The following is a 19,041-nucleotide window of genomic DNA, read 5'->3' on the forward strand; positions in this document are numbered from 1 at the left end:
CCGCTGCCGCCTGCCTGCGGCAACAACGCATCAACAAAGCTGAATTGACCCGTCTGCTTCACCGCCATCCAAATCATCTCCGTTCAAAAACAACGGAATCATATTCTCAGCATTTTGCAACAGTCCCCGCTGGGGAGAAGAGACTCGCTGTTAGGTCGCAGGGTGGCTCGTAGGCGGAGAGGAAAAGCCGCGACACCCCTTCTCCCCAGCGGGGAGAAGGTGCCGGCAGGCGGATGAGGGGGCCGGGGGCACGACCCCAAACGCAGCCCAAACCTACCGCTTCGGCGCCACCAGGCAGAAGAAGGCGCCCTGCGGGTCGGTGGCCTGGATGATCCAGCTGCCGCCCGGGACCTCCATCGGTCCGTTGACGACCTTGCCGCCGCCCGAGGTGACGCGTTCGATCGCGGCATCGAGGGCGGGCACGATGAAATAGTAGCACCAGAAGGTCATCGGCATGTTGTCGGGCTTGGTCATCATGCCGCCGGTCTGCCGGCCGTTATGGGCGAAGATGTAGTAGACGCCCATCGGGCCCATGTCCATTTCGCTGTCCTTGGTCCAGCCGAACTGCTTGGAATAGAAGGCCAGTGCCTCTTCGCCATTTCCGGCATAGAGTTCGCGCCAGCCGATATTGCCGGGCGCGTCGAAGGCCAGTTCCGGCGGGGATTTGTCCATCGGCGCCGGCGTCATGATGCAGAGCACCGCGCCATGCGGATCGGCGACGACGGCGAAGCGGCCGACGCTCGGGATGTCTTCCGGCGGACGGCGCACCGCGCCGCCATTGGCGGCGAAATCCTTTGCCGACTGATCGACATCGTCGACGCCGACATAACCCGTCCAATTCGGCGGAATACCCGTGCCTTCGAGTTCGGCCGGAAACTCCATCAGGCCGGCAACGCCGATGCCGTTCGCCTCGAAGATCGTATAGGTCGGCATGCCCTCGACCTTCATCTCGGAGGTGGTCCAGCCGACGACAGAACTGTAGAATTTCGCGGCGGCTGACGTGTCGGGGGTCATCAGCTCGCACCAGATGAACTTTCCATGCGTCTTGGACATAGAACTCTCCCTTTTCTGACGCCTCTGCGATGCTTGCGGCGCCGTGATTTTCAGATCTTGCGGGTGTAATGGACTTCCATGAACTGCTTCCAGGAGCCGTCGGCCTGCCTGGCGCTGGAGGTGAAGGTGCGGTGATCGGCGTTGATGAAGGTGATCTGCTCGCGGTAATCGGCCAGGCCCTCGCCATTGAAGTCGGGTCCTGTCGTATAGAGGTCGAGCACGTTGCCGGAGGCATCGACCTCGCCTTCATAGACCCACATGTAGTCCATCATCGAGCCGATCCAGCTGCCGACATACTTGCCTTTGTCGGCGTTGTAGCCGAGCGTCAGGATCGTAGTGGCCTGCTTGCCGTCGGGCATGCGGCCGTGCCCTTCGGCGACGAACCAGATGCCGTGCAGCGAGCGGACGGTCTCCGTCCAGTCGTCGCCGCCGCCCATCTCGGGTGCGGTGACGCTCCACTCGCCGACCAGTCTTTCCAGGAAGGAATGTTCCTTCAGCACTTCAGCCGTCTTCATCATCCTCTTCTCCCTTCAGGTGATGGCGACGCCTGTTCTTAGAGCATGGCGTCGTCCGGAAACCGCCCCACGGATTTCGGCATCATGTGCCTGCTCAGTGACAGCAGGATGGCGCCGTTTGAGCATCCTCATATTCGTCATGGCGGCGCACGAAATTCATCGTGCCCTGCTCGTTGCGGCCCTTCGGCGCGCGGTCGAGGATCATCAGGGTGCCGATCAGTTCCTCCGGCCCGCGGGCATAACTCGAATAGGTATGGAAGACCTCGCCCTTGTCGTTGCGGTAGAAGGCGCTGAGGCCCGGCAGTTCGTCATGGGCCTCAGCCGGCTCGATAGCAGTGAAATTGTAGAAGACCTTGTCTTTGGCAAGGTCCTCCGGGCTGAAAGAAACGTGATAATCGAAATTGAAATCGCTGCCGAAGGATGAGACCCAGGGAAATTTCCAGCCCATCCGCCTTTTGTAGGCGGCGATCTTTTCAAGCGGCGCGCGCGAGACGGCGACCCAGGTGACGTCGTGATGGTTGAGATGCGGCAGGGCGCCGTCGACATGATCGGCGAGGAAGGAGCAGCCGGGGCAGCCGGCCTCCCAGTCCGGACCAAGCATGAAATGATAGATCAGTAGCTGGCTGCGACCGTCGAAGAGATCGGCGAGCGACCTCTTTCCCTCTGGCGTATCGAAGGCATAGTCCTTGTCGACCCTCACCCAGGGCAGCGCCAGGCGGGCGGCGTTGACGCTGTCACGCAGCCTCGTCGCCTCCTTTTCCTTCAAGAGCAGGGCGCGACGGGCCGCGAGCCATTGCTCGCGGGAAACAACTTCGTTCTGCATCGGATGCGCCCTCCTCCGGCGCTTGCCGGTGAAGCCGGCAACATCTCCTTCTCCTTGACTAAATAGATTGATATCAATATAAAATGGCCATGTCAAATTCGGTTGAAATTCCTTTCTCTACAACGCTTCTGGTGCGCGACACCTGCCTCTGCCTGCATGCACAGCGAGCGGCGCGCGCGCTCGCCCGGCTGTTCGACGACGCGCTGCGGCCCACCGGGCTGACCAACGGGCAGTTTTCGCTGATGATGTCGCTGAACCGGCCGGAGCCGCCGCCAATGGGGCCGGTCGCAGCCCTGCTCGCCATGGACCAGACGACGCTGACGGCGGCCTTGAAGCCGCTGCAGCGCAAGGGCTGGGTGATGGTGATGGAAAATCCGAGGGACAGGCGCGGCCGGCTGCTTGCGCTCACCGGCGAAGGCAAGGCGGCGCTGGCAAACGCGCTGCCGATCTGGAAAGAGACGCATGCGATGCTTGACGGCAGATTGCCGGACGGCGGCTCCGCGCGGCTGCGGCAGGAGTTGCTGGCGGTGTCAGGGAGTGGTGAGGCGCCGAAGCCGGCCGCTCGCCAGTCCCGCAAAAACGAACGGACAACGGCCGGGTAGAGCGAGCCGAACCTCGCCTTCGATCCACGAGAAATCGCGTCGTTCACGCCATGCAACCGGAGTCGGCGCGCGTGGGTGCTCGGGTCGAGCCCGAGCACGACGGAGGTTGGGGGTAGGTATTGGCTGGAGGCGAGAGGCCTCCCCTTGCTCCGTCGTCCTCGGGCTTGACCCGAGGACCCATGCGATGATCGCTGCGTTCACGTCAGCATCAAGACAAGCAGCGGCCCCGACCGAAGCCGAAGGCCATCCCGTCAGTTTTGCTGAACGCGCCTGGATCAGGCAACCGTGACCGGAACCTCGGTCGAGGTGCGCATGGCGTGGCTGTAGGGGCAGACGATATGGGCTGCGGCGGCGAGCTTTTCGGCTGTTTCGCGGTCGAGGCCGGGAATATTGACGGTCAGGGCCACTTCGATGCCGAAGCCGGTGCCGTCTTCGCGCGGGCCGATGCCGACCTTGGCGGAAACCGTCGTTTCCTCGGAAATCTTGACCTTCTGCTGGCCCGCGACAAATTTCAGGGCACCGAGGAAGCAGGCGGAATATCCGGCGGCGAAAAGCTGCTCGGGATTGGTGCCGGTCGCGCCGTCGCCGCCGAGTTCCTTGGGAACGGTCAGCGTCACGTCCAGGACGCCGTTATCGGAAACGGCGCGGCCGGCGCGGCCGCCGGTGGCAGAGGCTTGGGTCGTATAGAGAATAGGCATGACAATCTCCTTTGGTTGGTCCTTCGATCGGGGTTGGATTTTTAATATCGCACAATTAACTTGTACGGAAGTGAATTTTGCAAATTGCATTTCGGCGTCGAAAGGAAGACAATCGCAGCCTTAGGGCAGGACGATTTTAGGCTGGTCCGGCCCAAAATCTGAATCCTGCTCTACGTTAAAGTGAGAGCGTGATGTCATGAGAAAACCGCTCACACTTTTCGGCATCATGCTCGGGGGTGGTGGAGATGAAAGCGCAAACGGCAAAGACGATGGAGATACCGGAAGAGGAGAAGCGGCTGGAAAAGCAGCTGTGCTTCGCGGTCTACGCGACGGCGCATGCCTTCACCCGTGCCTACAAGCCGATCCTCGACAGGGTCGGCCTCACCTATCCGCAATATCTGGTGATGCTGGTGCTGTGGGAGCGCAGCGAGCTGCCGGTGAAGACCATCGGCGAGCAGCTGGATCTCGATTCCGGCACGCTGTCGCCGCTGTTGAAGCGACTGGAACAGGGCGGGCTGATCAAGCGCATCCGCGACCTGCGCGACGAGCGGCAGGTGATCGTGTCACTGACGCCGAAGGGCCAGGCGATGAAGGGAGAGGTCGATACGATCATGACGGCGATCGGGCAAGCTGCCGGCTGCACGCTGGAGGAGCTGGGGCAGATGCGCGACATGCTGCATCGGCTGCGCGGCAATCTCGGCCGGGCCGGCGCCGCCGGCGGCTGAAGCCTCCTGTCGGGCCTTTCGCCGAATTACGGCCGCCGCTGAGCGGATTTGGCCGGTGACCGGCGCTTCTTTGCCGGCGCCGCTTCCGCTCCGGCTTCGGCCGCCTGCTGCAGGCGCAACGCCTTCAGCTTTTCCGTCTTCTTGTCGCGGGCCGAGGCTTCGGCCGCGATGATGGCGCGCGCCGTCTGATCGGTCGCTTCCGCCTTGTCGCGGGGCGACAGCTTGGCGGGATTGAAGAATTCTTCCTTGGTGGCGGTCATATGCCCCTTTCTCAGGTGCTGGCGATTTTGAGCCACGGCCGGGCCGCGATCCCGCGGCCGGGCCGTTGTTCACGTTGGCCGCGATCCCGCGGCCGGGTTAGCGGGCGCGAAGAACCTTTTTCGGTGCCGGCAGCAGGCCTTCACGCTGCATCTTCTTGCGGGCAAGCTTGCGCTGGCGGCGAATGGCCTCGGCCTTTTCACGGGCGCGTTTCTCGGAGGGCTTCTCGAAGGCGCTGCGAGCTTTCATTTCCCGGAACAGGCCTTCCCGCTGCATCTTTTTCTTCAGCACGCGCAGTGCCTGATCGACGTTGTTATCCCTGACGAGTACCTGCAAAGTGATATCCTTTCTTCGGCGGCAAGGCCGCACGGTCCATAGTGAAAGCGGCTTTACTTCCCGATCCTGATGCTCGAAAGCTTCAACCAGGGTTCGGCGCCGCCGGCTTTGGCCACCACCTCTGGGGCGGCCCGGGACAACGATTTCCCGGTGTCAATGTCGGCCTCGGTGATGCGGCGTTCAAAATTCTCCGCGTCGAATTGGACGCGATATTGCACATGTCCATGATCGTTGGGAAGGACGCCGGCGATCCGGCACCGCTTTTCGGCTTCCGCGGTGCGGGTAAGGCCGGATTTCAACACGATCATGTCGCCGATTTTGTAGTTTGGTCTGCCCATTCGGCGCACCTTCAACCCTTCGGCTGTTTGTTCGATTGGCCAATCGAAGGCCACAGTGAAAACAAAAAGGCCGGGCGGACCCGACCTCTTCCCGTCACTCTGCCCTTCCGCCGGCAAGTTGATCAGCGCGCTGCCAGTACATCCGTGGTCAGCTCGCTGGCACATTCTTGCCAGTCAAAATGCTACAGCAGCTGCAGCTCGTCTGAAAGACGCGGCCGCTGCAGGCGAATGACAAATCATGCGGCCTGAAGGTTGTCGGCCGCGTTCTTGCCCGAGCGCTTGTCGCGAACGAGGTCGTAACGGACCTTCTGACCTTCGGTGAGCTCGCGCATGCCAGCGCGTTCGACTGCCGAAATGTGAACGAAAACGTCCGTGGAACCATCATCGGGCTGGATGAAGCCAAAACCCTTGGTGCCGTTGAACCACTTGACCACGCCTGAATTCATAACGATTTCCTTTCAACCGTTGGAGTGAAGCCGGGGAACGTTGTCCCACGAGCAATATCGATGCTGAGAGGAGATCTGACGAAGCGCGATCGCGCAGCACAAGCAATATTCGATAGGCACCATGTAGGCTTTTTACCGAATTAAGCAATGCTATTTTGAAAATAAAACTTTTCCGGGCAGAGCAACGACGCCCGGAATAGCAGGCAGAGGCGGCCGGCTGGCGACCGCCCCGTCGGAATCACTGCCAGACGACGATCGGCGCCTTCGTCGGAACGCGATCATAGAGATCGATAATATCCTGGTTCAACAGCCTGACGCAGCCCGAGGAGACGGCCTTGCCGATCGAGCGCCAGTCGGGGTTCCCGTGCAGGCGGTAGAGCGTGTCCTCGCCGTTCGAGAAGATATAAAGCGCACGGGCGCCGAGCGGGTTCTTCAGCCCGGGCTCCATGCCGCCGTTCTCGATCGAATATTTGACCAGTTCCGGCTGGCGGGCGACCATCTCGTTCGGCGGCTTCCAGCGCGGCCATTTCTGTCGCCACTGGATGACGCCCGACCCCTGCCAGGCAAAACCTTCGCGGCCGATGCCGACGCCGTAACGCATCGCCATGCCATCGGCTTGGACGAGATAGAGGAAACGCGACGGCGTGTCGACGACGATGGTGCCGGGCGGCTGACCGGTTGGATCGAGAACGCGCTGGCGATAGTAGCGGGGATCGATCTCTTCGTAGGGAACGGCGGGAATGAGGAAGCCGCCGTCCTCGACTGGGCCGTACATGACGGCAAGCTCAGGCCCGCTCGGCACGCTCGAGGCTCCCGGCGACTGGAACAGGCGCATCGGCGAGCGGTAGATGATCGACGTGTCGCCCGATCTTACGGTGTTGGCGGAAGAGGCGCAGCCGGTGAGCGCGGAGGCGGCGGTCAGTGCCGAAAGGGAGAGAAAGCTGCGGCGGGAAAGATGTCTATCGGAACTCATGACGCGGGACTGATTTCCTGTTGATGCGGGAATCCATTACGACATCATGAAATCTATCGGCTTGCGCCAAATAAACCATAGCTTCACGCAGACGTGTTCCTGATGGAGCCGACGATATGAAGAGCGCTGTTGCAGCGCTACATCACAACGATCTCGGCCTTGGCAGGCAGGCGGTCGTAGAGATCGACGACATCCTGGTTCAGCATGCGCACGCAGCCCGACGAGGTGGCCTTGCCGATCGACTGCCAGTCGGGCGTGCCGTGGATGCGATAGAGCGTATCCTGGCCGTCTTTGAAAATATACATGGCGCGGGCGCCGAGCGGGTTCTGCAGTCCGGGATTCATGCCGCCGTTTTCGACCGAAAAGGCGCGAACCTCGGGCTGGCGGGAGACCATTTGGACCGGCGGCGTCCAGCGCGGCCACTTCTGCTTCCACTGGATGACGCCGCGGCCCGACCAGGCGTAACCGTCGCGGCCGAGGCCGACGCCATAACGCATCGCCTTGCCATTGCCCTCGACGAAATAGAGGAAACGCGCCTTGGTGTCGACGACGACCGTGCCCGGGCGTTCGGTCGTCTGATAATCGACCTCCTGGCGCAGGAATTGCGGCTGCACGCGGCTGACCGGAATTGACGGCAGCGTGAAATCCTCGTCGCGCAGCTCGCCATACATCGCCGCATGCACTGGATTGGTGACCGGCAGGCCGTAGGTCTGGTGGAACTGGGTCTTGTAGAGTTCGCGCGTCTGCGGCACCGGCTGATCGGGGATCGGCCGCACGCGGCCGGGATCGACGCCGGGCGGCTGATAGAAGACCGGCGAGGTTTCCTGGACGAAGCGGGCGGGCGAATCGGCGGCGACATCGGGAATGAGGATGTTGCAGCCACTGAGCGAGGCAGCGACTATCACGAGCCCGGCAATCGGGAAGACCCGGCGCAGAAAATTCATCGAACCACCCTTATCAACGATCGGCGAGACAGCGATATCTGCCGCGACGATGGCATCCGCGGCTGGCGCGAGGCTGGTGTCGGGGAGGAAAAATCAGGAAGACTTGAACCCGCCCTCTGGCTGCGGGTTCCTGGGCGCGCCGAAAAATCAGGCCGCCACGCCGTGGAAGAAGCGGATGCTCTGGGCGATCTCGGCCGGCAATGCCGAGGTGTGGTTGCCGGCGACGGTTTCGGTTTCGATGTGGGTGCCGGCGGCGCGGGCGCGGCGGGCGAGCAGGTCGGCGCGGTCGTTGAAATGCGCCTCCTCCGTGCCATGGAGGACCCGGACGGGACATTTGAAGCTGTGGGCGTAGCAGAGCGCCGAACGCACCTCGAATTCATGCCTGTTGCTGTCGTCGAAGCGGATGTCCTGGGGATAGCGGCTGAAGAAGCGGAAGGCGTTCGGATTGCCCGAAATCGGCGCGGCGGCACGGAATTTGTGGGTGCTCATCGCCGTCAGCATGGTCAGCGTGCCGCCGATGCTGTGGCCGGCGACAAACAGGCGCTGGGGATCGACGCCCGGCAGATGCGCCAGACGCTCGGCAGCGGCGAGAACGTCGTCGACCTCGTCGTAAAATCCTGAGAAATTGCCCCTCTGGCCGTTTTCGCCGCGCAGCGACGGCATCATCACGACATAGCCGGCATCCATATAGGGCTTCATCAGCTGCCAGTGGCCGATGCCCATGGCGTTGCCGCCATGCAGGAAAAGCACTGCAGGCTTGGCCGTGCGCTCGCGCTTGTATTTCGAAACCCAGGCCGCCAGCTCCAGCTCGCCGCCATAGCCGGAACGGTAGAAGATCTTCTCAGCGTCGGCAGGCGCGGCCAGCGGTTCGTATTTGTCGGGCGCCGGCCCCTTCTGCAGCAGCTTCGTGCGAAAACGGCGGCGAACCTCGGCATAGTCGTGCCTGGCAAGGCGTGGTTCTTCCGGGACATCGAAGGCGGCCGCCATGCGCGGCAACACCAGCGCTCCGGCGAGACCCGCCAGCACGGCACGGCGTTGGCGGAAAAAGGAATTTCGTTCATGCGAGCTCATGACGCAGCACCCAAAATCATTTCCCCGGCCGACAAGATGTGCACCGGAAAACGCGCTGCCGCCAATACACATCCTGTTGAAAATATCGCCCTGCGTCATTGTTGCGCAGGCGGCGGCCCGACTCAGCCGGGTTTGGCGTCGATCATGGCGATCAGCGTGCGCAGCCGGTCGGCCTCGTAGGGCGGCTTGTCAGGACGAAGGCGGGCGATGCGGGGGAAGCGCATGGCGACGCCTGATTTGTGCCGGGTCGAGCGGTTGATGCCCTCGAAGGCGACCTCGACGACGAAGCCGAAATCCCGGTCGGCCCGCACGGCCCGCACCGGGCCGAACCGCTCCGTCGTATTGTTGCGCACGAACTTGTCGAGCAGCTCGAGTTCGGCATCGGTGAAGCCGAAATAGGCCTTTCCCACAGGCACCAGTTGCTCGCCGTCCTCGTCGTCGGCCCAGACGCCGAAGGTGAAGTCGGAATAGTAGCTCGAGCGTTTGCCGTGGCCGCGCTGGGCGTACATCAGCACCGCATCGACGTTATAGGGATTGCGCTTCCACTTGAACCAGGGACCCTTAATGCGACCGGCCTGGTAGATGCTGTCGCGGCGCTTGATCATCACCCCCTCGATAACGGGATCGGGCGGCGCGGCGCGCAAAGCGTCGAGCTCTTCCCAGGATGTGAAAGGCACGAGCGGCGACAGATCGAAACGATCATGGGGCGCGCGATCGATGATCTCAGCCAGGCGATCGCGGCGATCGACATAGGTGCGGCCGCGAATGTCCTCCTCGCCGTCAAACAGCAGGTCATAGGCGCGGATGAAGGCGGGGTAGTCGTCGAGCATTCTCGCCGTCACCGTCTTGCGGTTCAGCCGCTGCTGCAGGTCGGAGAATGTGCGGGTCGGGCTGTTGGAGCGGGCGGTGCCGCCGACCAAGAGCTCGCCGTCGACAACGCCGGAAAAATCGATCGCCTCGAGAATGTCGGGAAAGGCGCCCGAAATGTCGTCGCCGGAGCGGGAATAGATCTTGCGCCGGTCGCCGGAGCGGGAAAGCTGGACGCGGATGCCGTCCCATTTCCATTCTGCGGCATAGTCGGCCGGGTCGAGGGCGGTAAGATCGCCCTCCTCCACTGCATTGGCGAGCATGACGGAGTGGAAGATCGCCGGCGTCGCCAGCGCCGGTTTCTCGCCGCCGCCCGCCAGCCACGCGAACAATGTCTCGTAAGGCGGCTGCAGGCCGTGCCAGAGGGTTTCGATCTCGGTAACGTCCTTGCCGCCGAGGTCGGCGAGCGCCTGTTTGGCAAGACGGGCGGAGACGCCGATGCGCATGGCGCCGGTCGCCAGTTTGATGAAGGCGAAGCGGCCGGAGGAATCCAGCCGGTCGAGCAGGTCGCGGACATAGCCGCGCACTTCGGTGCGCCCGAGCCCGTTCATGCGGGTGACGACCTCGCCGAGGCGCGGCTGGGAAAGGGCCGAGCGGTCGATATCCCGCTCATTGTCCCAGACCAGCGAGATGGTTTCGGCGAGATCGCCGACATAATCATAGGAATAGCGGAACAGCACCTCGTCCATGCGCTCCAGCACCAGCTCGCGCAGCATGGCCGGCTTGACGTTGCGCACCTCCAGCGTGCCGGCAATGGCGGCCAGGCCATAGCCGCGGTCTGGATCGGGCGTATCGCGGAAATAGTCGGTCAGCAGCTTGAGTTTGCCGTTGCGGCTGGGCGTCAGCACCAGGCGGTCGAGGAGGTCGGCGAAGGCTTTCATGCGGGCCTCCGGGCTTGGGAAGAAGACCCCTCCCCAACCCCTCCCCACAAGGGGGAGGGACTAACTCGTGGCGCTGCCCTGCCCTTTTTCGACTTCAGCGTTCCCGGGGGTGATTTTGCAGTGGGATGGCGCGGCAGATCTAGCCCCTCCCCCTTGTGGGGAGGGGTTGGGGAGGGGTTTTGATCCACCACACCGCTCATCTCAATCCGCCTCGTCTTCATAGCCCACGAGATGCAGCGGTTTCGCCTTGATGCCCTGCAATTGGCACCAGCGCACCAGCGCCTCCTCGCGGCCGTGGGTTACCCAGACCTCGGCCGGGTGCAGCTCACGGATCGTTTCTGTCAGCTCCGGCCAGTCGCAATGGTCGGAGATGACGAGCGGCAATTCGACGCCGAGCTGTTTGGCGCGCTGGCGCACCAGCATCCAGCCGGAGGCGAAGGCCGGCAGCGGTTCGTTGAAGCGGCGCGCCCATCGATCGGCGAAGGCCGAGGACGGGCCGATGACGACGGCGCCCTTGAAGGCGGATCTGTCGCGGCTTTCGATGGTCGCCGGCAGCAGCTCGCCGAGATCGATGCCCTCGCCGACATAATAGTCGCAGAGTTTTTCCATGGCGCCGTGAATATAGATCGGCTCGGCATAACCGGCGTCGCGCAGCAGGCGGATGATGCGCTGGGCCTTGCCCAGCGCATAGGCGCCGACCAGATGCGTGCGCTCCGGAAATTGCCTGAGCGAGGCCAGCAGCTTGCCGGTTTCGTCCATCGGATCGGGATGGTGGAAGACCGGCAGGCCGAAGGTCGCCTCGGTGATGAAAACATCGCAGGCAACCGGCTCGTAGGCCGCACAGGTCGGGTCGGGGCGTCGCTTGTAATCGCCGGAGACGACGATGCGGGTGCCGTTCCTCTCGATGGCGATCTGGGCCGAGCCGAGCACATGGCCGGCGGGATGAAAGCTCACCTTGACGCCGTTGATCAGCAGTTCCTCGCCGAAACGGGCAATCTGCTCGCTGGCGCAGAAGCCGTCGCCGTAGCGCAAACGCATGATGTCGAGCGTCTGGCGGGTGGCGAGCACGTTCACGTGACCGGGCCGGGCGTGATCGGAATGGCCGTGGGTGACGAGCGCCCGTTCCACCGGCCGCACAGGATCGAGATAAAATCCGCCTTCCGGGCAATAGAGCCCTTCCGGGGCGGGATAAAGCAGGGCGTCAGCTCTCATGCAGCAAGAGATAGCGGCAAATGGACGCGAGGCCAGAGGGAGCGATTCATCAAGGAAGCCCGTCGAGGAAGGACAGCACTGCGGCGTTGAACTCGGCCGGCCGCTGCAGCGGCGCAAAGTGGCTGACGCCCCTGAGATAGATCATCTGAGCGTCTGGAATGCTGCGGGCGAGATATTCGGCATGCTCGGGCTTGATGAACTCGTCGTGTTCGCCGAGCACGATCGCAACCGGCACGCCGATGCGGCCGAGGTCTTCGGCCTGATAATTCGGCTCCGTGCGCATCATCAGGCTCACCGCCTCGACGAAGCCATTGAAATCGTCCGGCGTGGCGGACAATGCCGCATAATCCTTGGCGTGACGGCTGAAGCATCGGTCGATGACCGGCGTCGGATTAAATTCCAGCGTGCCGCTCGGATCCATGTTGCAGGCGAAGAAGAACACGCCCTCGACACGCGACGGCGCCGCTGCGGCGAGGATCAGGGCGATGCAGGCGCCGTCGCTCCAGCCGACGAATGCCGCCTGTTCCAGAGAGAGTTCGTCCATGACCGCAAGGACGTCGGCGGCCATCAGCTCATAGGTATAGGGACGGGCATCGCGCGTGCTGCGGCCATGACCGCGGCTGTCGATCAGCACGACGCGGCGGCCACCTTGGAGCAGCGCCGGGACCTGATAGCCCCAGTTGCCGCTATGACCGAGGCCGCCGTGCAGCAGGATGACGGCCGGCCCGGCGCCGTAGCTCGCATACCAGATGCGGGCGCCCTCGCGCCCGACATGGCCTTCGACTGCGGCCGGCGGCAAGGGGGCAGCGCCTTGGGCTTCGAAATGGATGAGCTCGTCGTCGTGTCGTTCCATGGCGATGACAGTCCTTTCGGGTTTATAGGCGGCCAGCATAGAAAAGCCGGAAAACAGCCCAAGAACAACCGGAATCGCTTTCTAGCTGTTGCGTCCTTCGATGCAATCAGGGGGAGCAACATGGGCAGGAGGCTTTTCTATTGCGCCGGCGCAATCGCGCTCGCCGCGGCCGGGATCTACCTCAACAATACCAGCCTTTTGGCGGAGCACCGTTCGGGTAAGCCGGTGCTGCTCGCCCATCGCGGCATCGCCCAACGCTTCGACGAGACCGATTTGAAGAATGACACCTGCACGGCGAGCCGCATGCTGCCGCCGAAACATGATTATCTCGAAAATACCATCCCCTCGATGCAGGCGGGCTTTGCGGCCGGCGCCGATATCGTCGAGATTGACGTGCACCCGACGACGGACGGGCAATTCGCCGTCTTTCACGACTGGACGCTCGACTGCCGCACCGACGGCCACGGTGTCACTCGCGAGCATTCGATGGAGGAGATGCGGAAGCTCGACATCGGCTATGGCTACACCGCCGATGGCGGCAAGACCTTTCCGTTCCGCGGCCGCGGCATCGGCATGATGCCGACGCTGGCGCAAGTGCTGTCGACCTTTCCGGATCGGCGTTTCCTCATCAACGTCAAGAGCCGCGATCCGTCCGAGGGCGAAAAGCTCGCCGTCGTGCTCAACGGGCTTTCCACCGGGCGACGGGCCGAGATCATCGTCTACGGCGGCGACGAACCGATCGACGTCATCCGCCGGCGCGTGCCCGATATCAAGACCGCCTCGCGCCAGAGCCTGAAGGGCTGCCTCACCGGCTATATCGGCTATGGCTGGACCAGCCTGCTACCGGATGCCTGCAAGCAGCGGATGATGCTGGTGCCGATCAATATCGCGCCCTGGCTCTGGGGCTGGCCGGACCGTTTCCTCAACCGGATGGCGGATGCCGGCACCGAAGTTTTCGTGCTCGGCCCTTATCGAGGCGGTGAATTTTCCACCGGTATCGACGACCCCGCGCAGTTGGCGCGACTGCCGCAAAACTATGCGGAAGGCATTTGGACGAATGAGATCGAGACGATCGGACGGCTCCTGGAATGAGGCGGAGCGCCACTCGCCTCAGAACTCCTCCCAGTCGCCGCCGGCGACTGCCGCGTTGCCATGGAAGGCTGCGCCCACTTTTGCAGCCATTGCCCGCGGCGCCGATGCGACGGGCCTGGAAGCGGCAGTTGCCACGGCGGGGCGCTGCTGGCGTGAGGCTGGGCCGCCGATATTGAACTGGCCCAGCAGCTGGAAAAGCGCGTCGGCTTCCTTGGCGAGGCTATGTGCGGCAGCCGTCGATTCCTCGACCATAGCGGCGTTCTGCTGCGTGCCCTGGTCCATGGTGTTGACCGCGGTGTTGATTTCCTTCAACCCCGTCGCCTGCTCCTTTGAACTCTCGACGATCGCAAGAACATTGCTGTTGACCTGCTGAACCTGGGCGACGATCTCTTCGAGAGCCTTGCCGGTTTCGCCGACCAGCGTCACTCCGCTCTTCACATGCTCGTTGGAGGCCCCGATCAGCTCCTTGATCTCCTTTGCCGCCTTGGCCGATCTCTGAGCAAGCTCGCGAACCTCTTGCGCGACCACCGCAAACCCCTTGCCGGCATCGCCCGCGCGCGCCGCCTCGACGCCCGCGTTCAGCGCCAGGAGATTGGTCTGGAAGGCGATTTCGTCGATGACGCCGATGATGTTGCCGATCTCTGCGGACGATGTCTCGATCTTGCCCATCGCATCGACGGCGCTGCGGACCACCGCGCCGGAACGCTCGGCATTCTCGCGAGTTCTTCGAACCAGCTGGCCGGCTTCCTGGGCGCGGTTGCTCGAATCAGAGACCGTTGTGGTGATCTCTTCAAGGGCGGCTGCGGTTTCCTCGACGGAAGCCGCCTGCTGTTCCGTACGCTTCGACAAATCGTCGGAGGCTGAACGAACCTGCTGGGCGCTGGCAGCAATGCCCGTTGCGTTTTGAGCCACGACCTGCATCGCTGTGCGCAGCTTGGTGGCCGCTGCATTAAAATCGGTGCGGAGCCTTTCCAGTGTCGGAATGAATGGCGTTGCGACCTCCTGGGTCAAATCGCCGCCGGCCAGGCCCATCAAAGACGCCGCCAGCTGATCGACATTGTTGACGCGGGCAGTAACGTCAGTCGCGAATTTGACGACCTTGAACACCTTACCGTTCATGTCGAGGATCGGATTATAGGTGGCCTGGATGTAGATCCTCTTGCCGCCCTTGCCGATGCGCAGGAACTCATCCGCCACGAATTCACCCGCTGCCAGGCGCTCCCAGAACCGCCGATAATCCTCGCTGTTTGCATAGGCGCTCTCGCAGAACATGGAATGGTGGCGGCCCTGGATATCGGCAAGCTGATAGCCGAGCGCCGACAGGAAATTCTCGTTCGCCGTCAGAATCTCTCCTTTCGGCGTGAATTCGATAACAGCCTGGGCGCGCGACAGCGCGTTTAACTTGCCGGCATCTTCGGCGCTCTGCAGTTTCTGCTTGGTGATATCGGTCGCGAATTTCACCACTTTATACGGCTTTCCGCCACTGAAGACGGGATTGTAGGAAGCTTCAATCCAGATTTCCCTGCCGCCCTTGCCGATGCGCTTGTATTGGCGCTGATCAAACTCGCCTCGGCTGAGCTTTGCCCAAAACTCGCGATAGTCGGCCGACGAGGCTTCTGCCGGCTCGACGAACATCCGGTGGTGCTGGCCGACAATCTCTGACAATTCGTAACCGAGCGCGGCGCAGAAATTGGCGTTGGCCGTCAGAATCTTGCCGGTGAGGTCAAATTCGATGATGGCCTGTGACCTGCTCATCGCCGCCAGTACGGCCTTGGCATCCGAACCGAAGCCGAATCCTAGTGTCTTCATGCTGTTCCCCTTAACTCAGCTCTTAAGCGAATGACTGCCGCGACCCCACCGGACTTGCGTTGGATGAGCGATCTGGGAATAGAATCCGGTAAATTCTTTAAGTTTCCATTAACCCCACCTTCGCCCAACAGGAGCCCCCGCGCCCCGGCACAAAGGCAGAAGAATTACAAATAAAATCAGTTATTTGAACAAAGATTTTCGGAGGGTCGGCTTCGGCACAGCATGTGCCGGCGGGGATTCCGAGCGTGAAGACAGCGTTTTTTCACCTTTGCCTGCCCCGAAAATTCTAAGAACGGTTTACTCTTTGTTAAGCAATCATCCGCCCCTTATCTTCGTATTTCCGGCGGTGAAGGGCCTTTCTGTTTTCCCGCTGCAAGTGCATATTTTCATCGTCCTTCGAGCGTGCAGAATCAGTTTCCGATACGGGCGAATTGCTGGACACGTCAGCCGCGAAGCGCTGGATACGATTGTTGATCGGAAAAAGACATGAAGCTCGAGGATGAGTTCAATCGAATTGAAGAAGTCGCCGCAGGCTTCAAGACGCATTACGAAGTCTTCAAATATATGAAGGGTCTCACTCAGGATCTGGGAATGACTGCATTCCTGATCATGACGCTGCCCACGGTCGAGTTCGTTGAAATCGGCGCGACGAAGATCATTACCAACTGGCCGGCGGAGATGGTCGATTATTATGACGCCCATAACCTGATGGTCGACAGCCCTGTCATCCGCCGGATGCTGAGATCGACCAGTCCCTTCAACTATGATGTCGAGGCGATCAACACCGATCGCGGAGGGGGCAAGAAGTCCACGGTCATCGATTTGTTCAGGCGGTACGGCATGGAAAAGGGAGCCTATTTTCCCCTTCACGATGCTGCCGGTGGACGCGGTGCGATGTCGATTTCGGGATCCCGGAATTTCAGCATGATCGAAATGGCGAAGATCCTGTTTATCGCCACACTCATCTATGATCGGCTCTCACAGCTGACATTGAACGAGAAACACAAGCCGATTGCCTTTACGTCGAGTGAGCTGGAGTGCCTGAGGCTGACGGCTGGAGGCAGGAAGAGCAGCGAAATCGCAAAGCTTCTCCATCTGTCGGAAAATGCGGTCAACAATCATATCGGCAGCGTGATCAAGAAGCTCGGATGCACGACGAGAACACAGGCGGTCGTCAGCGCTCTGCGTCTCAATATCATTCGGGTTTAGATCGCGGCGATCAGCAGGCTTATGAAATGACGTTCAGAGGTCCCGCGCCCGCAGCAATGCCGGGATCTCTTCCGGAGAGACGGGCTTGGAAAAGCGATAACCCTGCGCCTCCTCGCAATGCGCCTGCCGCAGGAAATCCATCTGGGCATCGGTTTCGACGCCTTCGGCAAGCACCGAAAGCTTCAGCGTCTGCGCCAGCGAAATCACCGCCGAGGCGATGGCGACGGCGGTCTTGTCGCCCGGCAGCGCCTCGACCAGCGAACGATCCATCTTCAGCCGGTCGAAGGGGAAGGTCTTCAGCGCCGCAAGGCTGGAATAGCCGGAGCCGAAATCGTCGATCGACAGGCGCACACCGAGCGCCCGCAGCGATGCCATCATCGCAAGCGCGCGTTCGGCATCCTGCATCACCACGCTTTCGGTGACCTCGAGCTCCAGCCAATGGGATTGCAGGCCGTGGCGCTCCAGCGCCTCGGCGACATGGCTTGCGAAATCCGGATCGGCGAATTGCTTGGCCGAGACGTTGACGGCGATCGTCAGCGGCGTCAGGCCCAAATCCTGCCAGGCGCGCGCCTGGCGGCAGGCCTCGTTCAGCACCCAGAGCCCGAGGGGAACGATGAGGCCGGTCTCTTCGGCGAGCGGGATGAAATTGACCGGCGGCACCCTGCCCTTGGCCGGATGGTTCCAGCGGACCAGCGCCTCGATGCCGGTGATGCGGCCGGTGGCGACATCGACCTGCGGCTGATATTCGAGGAACAGCTGATCGCCTGTTATCGCCTGGTGGAGCTCCTCCTGCTCGCCGAGCGGCATGCCGACCGGTGTGCCGGCGCCATCGTGATGCTGCAGCGTATTGCGGCCGAGCTGCTTGGCCCGGTACATGGCGCGATCGGCATTGGCGAGGAGCTCTTCGGCGGTTGCGCCGTCGACGGGGAAGGCGGCAACGCCGATACTCGAGGTGATGGCGATGTCACCGCTCTCGCCGCGCATCGGCCGGTTGATCGCCTTCTGCAATTCGCGCAGGCGCCGCGCGATGCCGGCGTCGTGGCTCGACTGGTGGACGAGCACCACGAGGAATTCGTCGCCGCCGAGCCGCACCACCATATCCGAGGCGCGGACGCTGTTGGCCATGCGGGTGGCGATCTCCTTCAGCACTTCGTCGCCGGCGGCGTGGCCGCGGCCGTCATTGACGTCCTTGAAATTGTCGAGATCGATATAGGCGACGGTGACCTTGCGATTGTTGCGCCGGGCCTGATCGAGGATGCTGGCCAGCCTTTCCTTCAGGAAGGCGCGGTTCGGCAGGCCGGTCAAATCATCATGATGAGCCATGAAATGGATGCGGTCATCGACGCGCTTGCGCTCGATGGCGATGCCGGCGATGTGCGTGGCGAGCGCCACCAGCTTCATCTCATGCTCGCTGGGACGGCGGACTTCCCTGGAATAGAGGGCGAAGGTGCCGAGCACATTATTCTCAGAGGTGGCGATCGGCGTCGACCAGCAGGAGCGGAAGCCGAAGGGGGCAATCAGCGCGCGGAAATCCTCCCAGAGCGGATCGCTCATCACGTCTTCGACGATCACGGTCTGGCCGCGCCAGGCGGCCGTGCCGCAGGAGCCGACCTTGGGGCCGATGGTGACGCCGTCGATCAGGCGGCTGTAGCCGCCGGGCAGATTGGGAGCTGCCCCGTGATAGAGCCTGGTGCCCTCGCTGTCGAGCAGCAGCACCGATCCGTCGATGCCGGTCAGCTGCGCCTCGATCATCAGCACCAGCGCTTCGAGGATCATCGGCAACGGCTCGTTGCGGGCGATCATTTCGAGCAGTTTCGCCTGGCCGCGATGGAGATCTTCCTGGAGCTTGCGTTCGGTGATATCGCGGGAAACACCGATCAACCCGATGATTTCGCCGCGATCGTTGCGCAGCGGAATCTTCGACGTCAGCCGGCAGACCGGCCTGGGGCTGCCGGGAAGAACGACCGTTTCCTCCATGTCGATCCGGGCCTGGCCGGTCGCCATGATCTGCTGCTCGATATCGAAATGACGGCGCGCCACCTCGAAATCGAACAGGTCGAAATCGCGCTTGCCGGTGATCTCATCGGCACTCCCGAAGCCAAGGTTGCTGGCGGTGACGGCATTGGCGAAGACGAAGCGGCTGTCACGATCCTTGACGTAGAGGAAATCCGGCAGTTCGTGGATGATCGCTCTCAGGCGCAGGTTCTCGACGCCTTCGGACAGGTGGTGGGCGGTCGACGCCATCATTGCCTCGGTCGCGGCAACGAAGCGCCGCGTTTCGGCCGTCAGGGCCTCGGCCGATTCCCATCGCCTGGCACTTGGTTCGTGCATTACCC

21 protein-coding genes are annotated in these 19,041 nt (G+C 62.3%); 5 read left to right on the forward strand and 16 right to left on the reverse strand.

The features are described 5' to 3' along the window. Positions 1-273: 273 nt before the first annotated feature. The 3 genes from C4N04_RS24605 to C4N04_RS24615 all read right to left on the reverse strand — a co-directional run bounded on the left by C4N04_RS24605 (position 274) and on the right by C4N04_RS24615 (position 2,391). Positions 274-1,053: a VOC family protein gene (locus tag C4N04_RS24605; protein ID WP_077994759.1), complete on the reverse strand. Its 780-nt coding sequence runs from the start codon at positions 1,051-1,053 to the stop codon at positions 274-276. A 50-nt stretch (positions 1,054-1,103) separates the two neighbouring features. Further along, positions 1,104-1,571 carry a DUF1579 domain-containing protein gene (locus C4N04_RS24610; RefSeq protein ID WP_009985829.1) on the reverse strand — a complete coding sequence of 156 codons (468 nt, stop codon included), beginning with the start codon at positions 1,569-1,571 and terminating at the stop codon, positions 1,104-1,106. Positions 1,572-1,662: 91 nt separating this feature from the next. Beyond that, a complete protein-coding gene (locus C4N04_RS24615; protein ID WP_077994758.1) occupies positions 1,663-2,391 on the reverse strand; it encodes a thioredoxin family protein in 729 nt (242 codons plus the stop codon). Positions 2,392-2,480: 89 nt separating this feature from the next. On the opposite strand from C4N04_RS24615, the gene C4N04_RS24620 reads away from it, so the two are divergent. Then, complete coding sequence (locus C4N04_RS24620) at positions 2,481-2,993, forward strand: MarR family transcriptional regulator (protein WP_077994853.1); 513 nt, start codon at positions 2,481-2,483, stop codon at positions 2,991-2,993. A gap of 275 nt (positions 2,994-3,268) precedes the next feature. Here C4N04_RS24620 and C4N04_RS24625 read toward each other — a convergent pair whose 3' ends face one another. Then, a complete protein-coding gene (locus C4N04_RS24625; RefSeq protein WP_009996695.1) occupies positions 3,269-3,691 on the reverse strand; it encodes an organic hydroperoxide resistance protein in 423 nt (140 codons plus the stop codon). Between the two features lie 236 nt (positions 3,692-3,927). On the opposite strand from C4N04_RS24625, the gene C4N04_RS24630 reads away from it, so the two are divergent. After that, positions 3,928-4,416: a MarR family transcriptional regulator gene (locus C4N04_RS24630; RefSeq protein ID WP_077994757.1), complete on the forward strand. Its 489-nt coding sequence runs from the start codon at positions 3,928-3,930 to the stop codon at positions 4,414-4,416. Positions 4,417-4,442: 26 nt separating this feature from the next. Here C4N04_RS24630 and C4N04_RS24635 read toward each other — a convergent pair whose 3' ends face one another. The 10 genes from C4N04_RS24635 to C4N04_RS24680 all read right to left on the reverse strand — a co-directional run bounded on the left by C4N04_RS24635 (position 4,443) and on the right by C4N04_RS24680 (position 12,595). Then, positions 4,443-4,676, reverse strand: a complete 234-nt coding sequence (locus C4N04_RS24635; RefSeq protein ID WP_009996691.1) for a hypothetical protein — start codon at positions 4,674-4,676, stop codon at positions 4,443-4,445. Positions 4,677-4,773: 97 nt separating this feature from the next. Further along, entirely contained in the window at positions 4,774-5,010 is a 237-nt protein-coding gene (gene rpsU, locus C4N04_RS24640; RefSeq protein ID WP_009996690.1) for a 30S ribosomal protein S21, read from the reverse strand. A gap of 53 nt (positions 5,011-5,063) precedes the next feature. After that, a complete protein-coding gene (locus C4N04_RS24645) occupies positions 5,064-5,348 on the reverse strand; it encodes a hypothetical protein (RefSeq protein ID WP_039623135.1) in 285 nt (94 codons plus the stop codon). 236 nt (positions 5,349-5,584) lie between these two features. After that, positions 5,585-5,794, reverse strand: coding sequence for a cold-shock protein (locus C4N04_RS24650; RefSeq protein ID WP_004676036.1), 210 nt, complete (start codon positions 5,792-5,794; stop codon positions 5,585-5,587). Between the two features lie 238 nt (positions 5,795-6,032). Further along, positions 6,033-6,767, reverse strand: coding sequence for a L,D-transpeptidase (locus tag C4N04_RS24655; RefSeq protein ID WP_009996687.1), 735 nt, complete (start codon positions 6,765-6,767; stop codon positions 6,033-6,035). Positions 6,768-6,904: 137 nt separating this feature from the next. Further along, the gene (locus tag C4N04_RS24660; RefSeq protein WP_106797244.1) at positions 6,905-7,711 is read right to left on the reverse strand and encodes a L,D-transpeptidase; all 807 of its coding nucleotides are present in this window, start codon (positions 7,709-7,711) and stop codon (positions 6,905-6,907) included. Positions 7,712-7,858: 147 nt separating this feature from the next. Then, positions 7,859-8,782 carry an alpha/beta fold hydrolase gene (locus C4N04_RS24665; protein ID WP_106797245.1) on the reverse strand — a complete coding sequence of 308 codons (924 nt, stop codon included), beginning with the start codon at positions 8,780-8,782 and terminating at the stop codon, positions 7,859-7,861. A 122-nt stretch (positions 8,783-8,904) separates the two neighbouring features. After that, positions 8,905-10,530, reverse strand: a complete 1,626-nt coding sequence (locus C4N04_RS24670; protein ID WP_106797246.1) for a cisplatin damage response ATP-dependent DNA ligase — start codon at positions 10,528-10,530, stop codon at positions 8,905-8,907. Between the two features lie 201 nt (positions 10,531-10,731). Next, positions 10,732-11,742 (reverse strand): ligase-associated DNA damage response exonuclease, encoded by a 1,011-nt coding sequence (locus tag C4N04_RS24675; RefSeq protein ID WP_106797247.1) that lies wholly within the window; start codon positions 11,740-11,742, stop codon positions 10,732-10,734. Positions 11,743-11,791: 49 nt separating this feature from the next. Continuing rightward, positions 11,792-12,595 (reverse strand): alpha/beta hydrolase, encoded by an 804-nt coding sequence (locus C4N04_RS24680; RefSeq protein ID WP_077994852.1) that lies wholly within the window; start codon positions 12,593-12,595, stop codon positions 11,792-11,794. Positions 12,596-12,715: 120 nt separating this feature from the next. Between C4N04_RS24680 and C4N04_RS24685 the strand changes: the two genes are divergently transcribed. Further along, positions 12,716-13,687, forward strand: a complete 972-nt coding sequence (locus C4N04_RS24685) for a glycerophosphodiester phosphodiesterase family protein (RefSeq protein WP_106797248.1) — start codon at positions 12,716-12,718, stop codon at positions 13,685-13,687. An 18-nt stretch (positions 13,688-13,705) separates the two neighbouring features. Here the strand turns inward: C4N04_RS24685 and C4N04_RS24690 are convergent, their stop codons facing one another. Further along, entirely contained in the window at positions 13,706-15,496 is a 1,791-nt protein-coding gene (locus C4N04_RS24690; RefSeq protein ID WP_106797249.1) for a PAS domain-containing methyl-accepting chemotaxis protein, read from the reverse strand. 184 nt (positions 15,497-15,680) lie between these two features. Between C4N04_RS24690 and C4N04_RS31630 the strand changes: the two genes are divergently transcribed. Both C4N04_RS31630 and C4N04_RS24695 read left to right on the forward strand, forming a co-directional pair. Further along, positions 15,681-15,986, forward strand: a complete 306-nt coding sequence (locus C4N04_RS31630; protein WP_158775589.1) for a hypothetical protein — start codon at positions 15,681-15,683, stop codon at positions 15,984-15,986. Next, on the forward strand, positions 15,983-16,705 hold the full coding sequence (locus C4N04_RS24695) for a LuxR family transcriptional regulator (RefSeq protein WP_106797250.1): 723 nt from the start codon (positions 15,983-15,985) through the stop codon (positions 16,703-16,705). Before C4N04_RS31630 ends, C4N04_RS24695 begins: the two co-directional genes overlap by 4 nt. A 33-nt stretch (positions 16,706-16,738) precedes the next feature. Here C4N04_RS24695 and C4N04_RS24700 read toward each other — a convergent pair whose 3' ends face one another. Beyond that, entirely contained in the window at positions 16,739-19,036 is a 2,298-nt protein-coding gene (locus C4N04_RS24700) for an EAL domain-containing protein (RefSeq protein WP_106797251.1), read from the reverse strand. Between the last annotated feature and the right edge of the window lie 5 nt (positions 19,037-19,041).

The organism is Rhizobium sp. H4 (genome assembly GCF_003013335.1).
Lineage (GTDB): Bacteria > Pseudomonadota > Alphaproteobacteria > Rhizobiales > Rhizobiaceae > Rhizobium > Rhizobium sophoriradicis.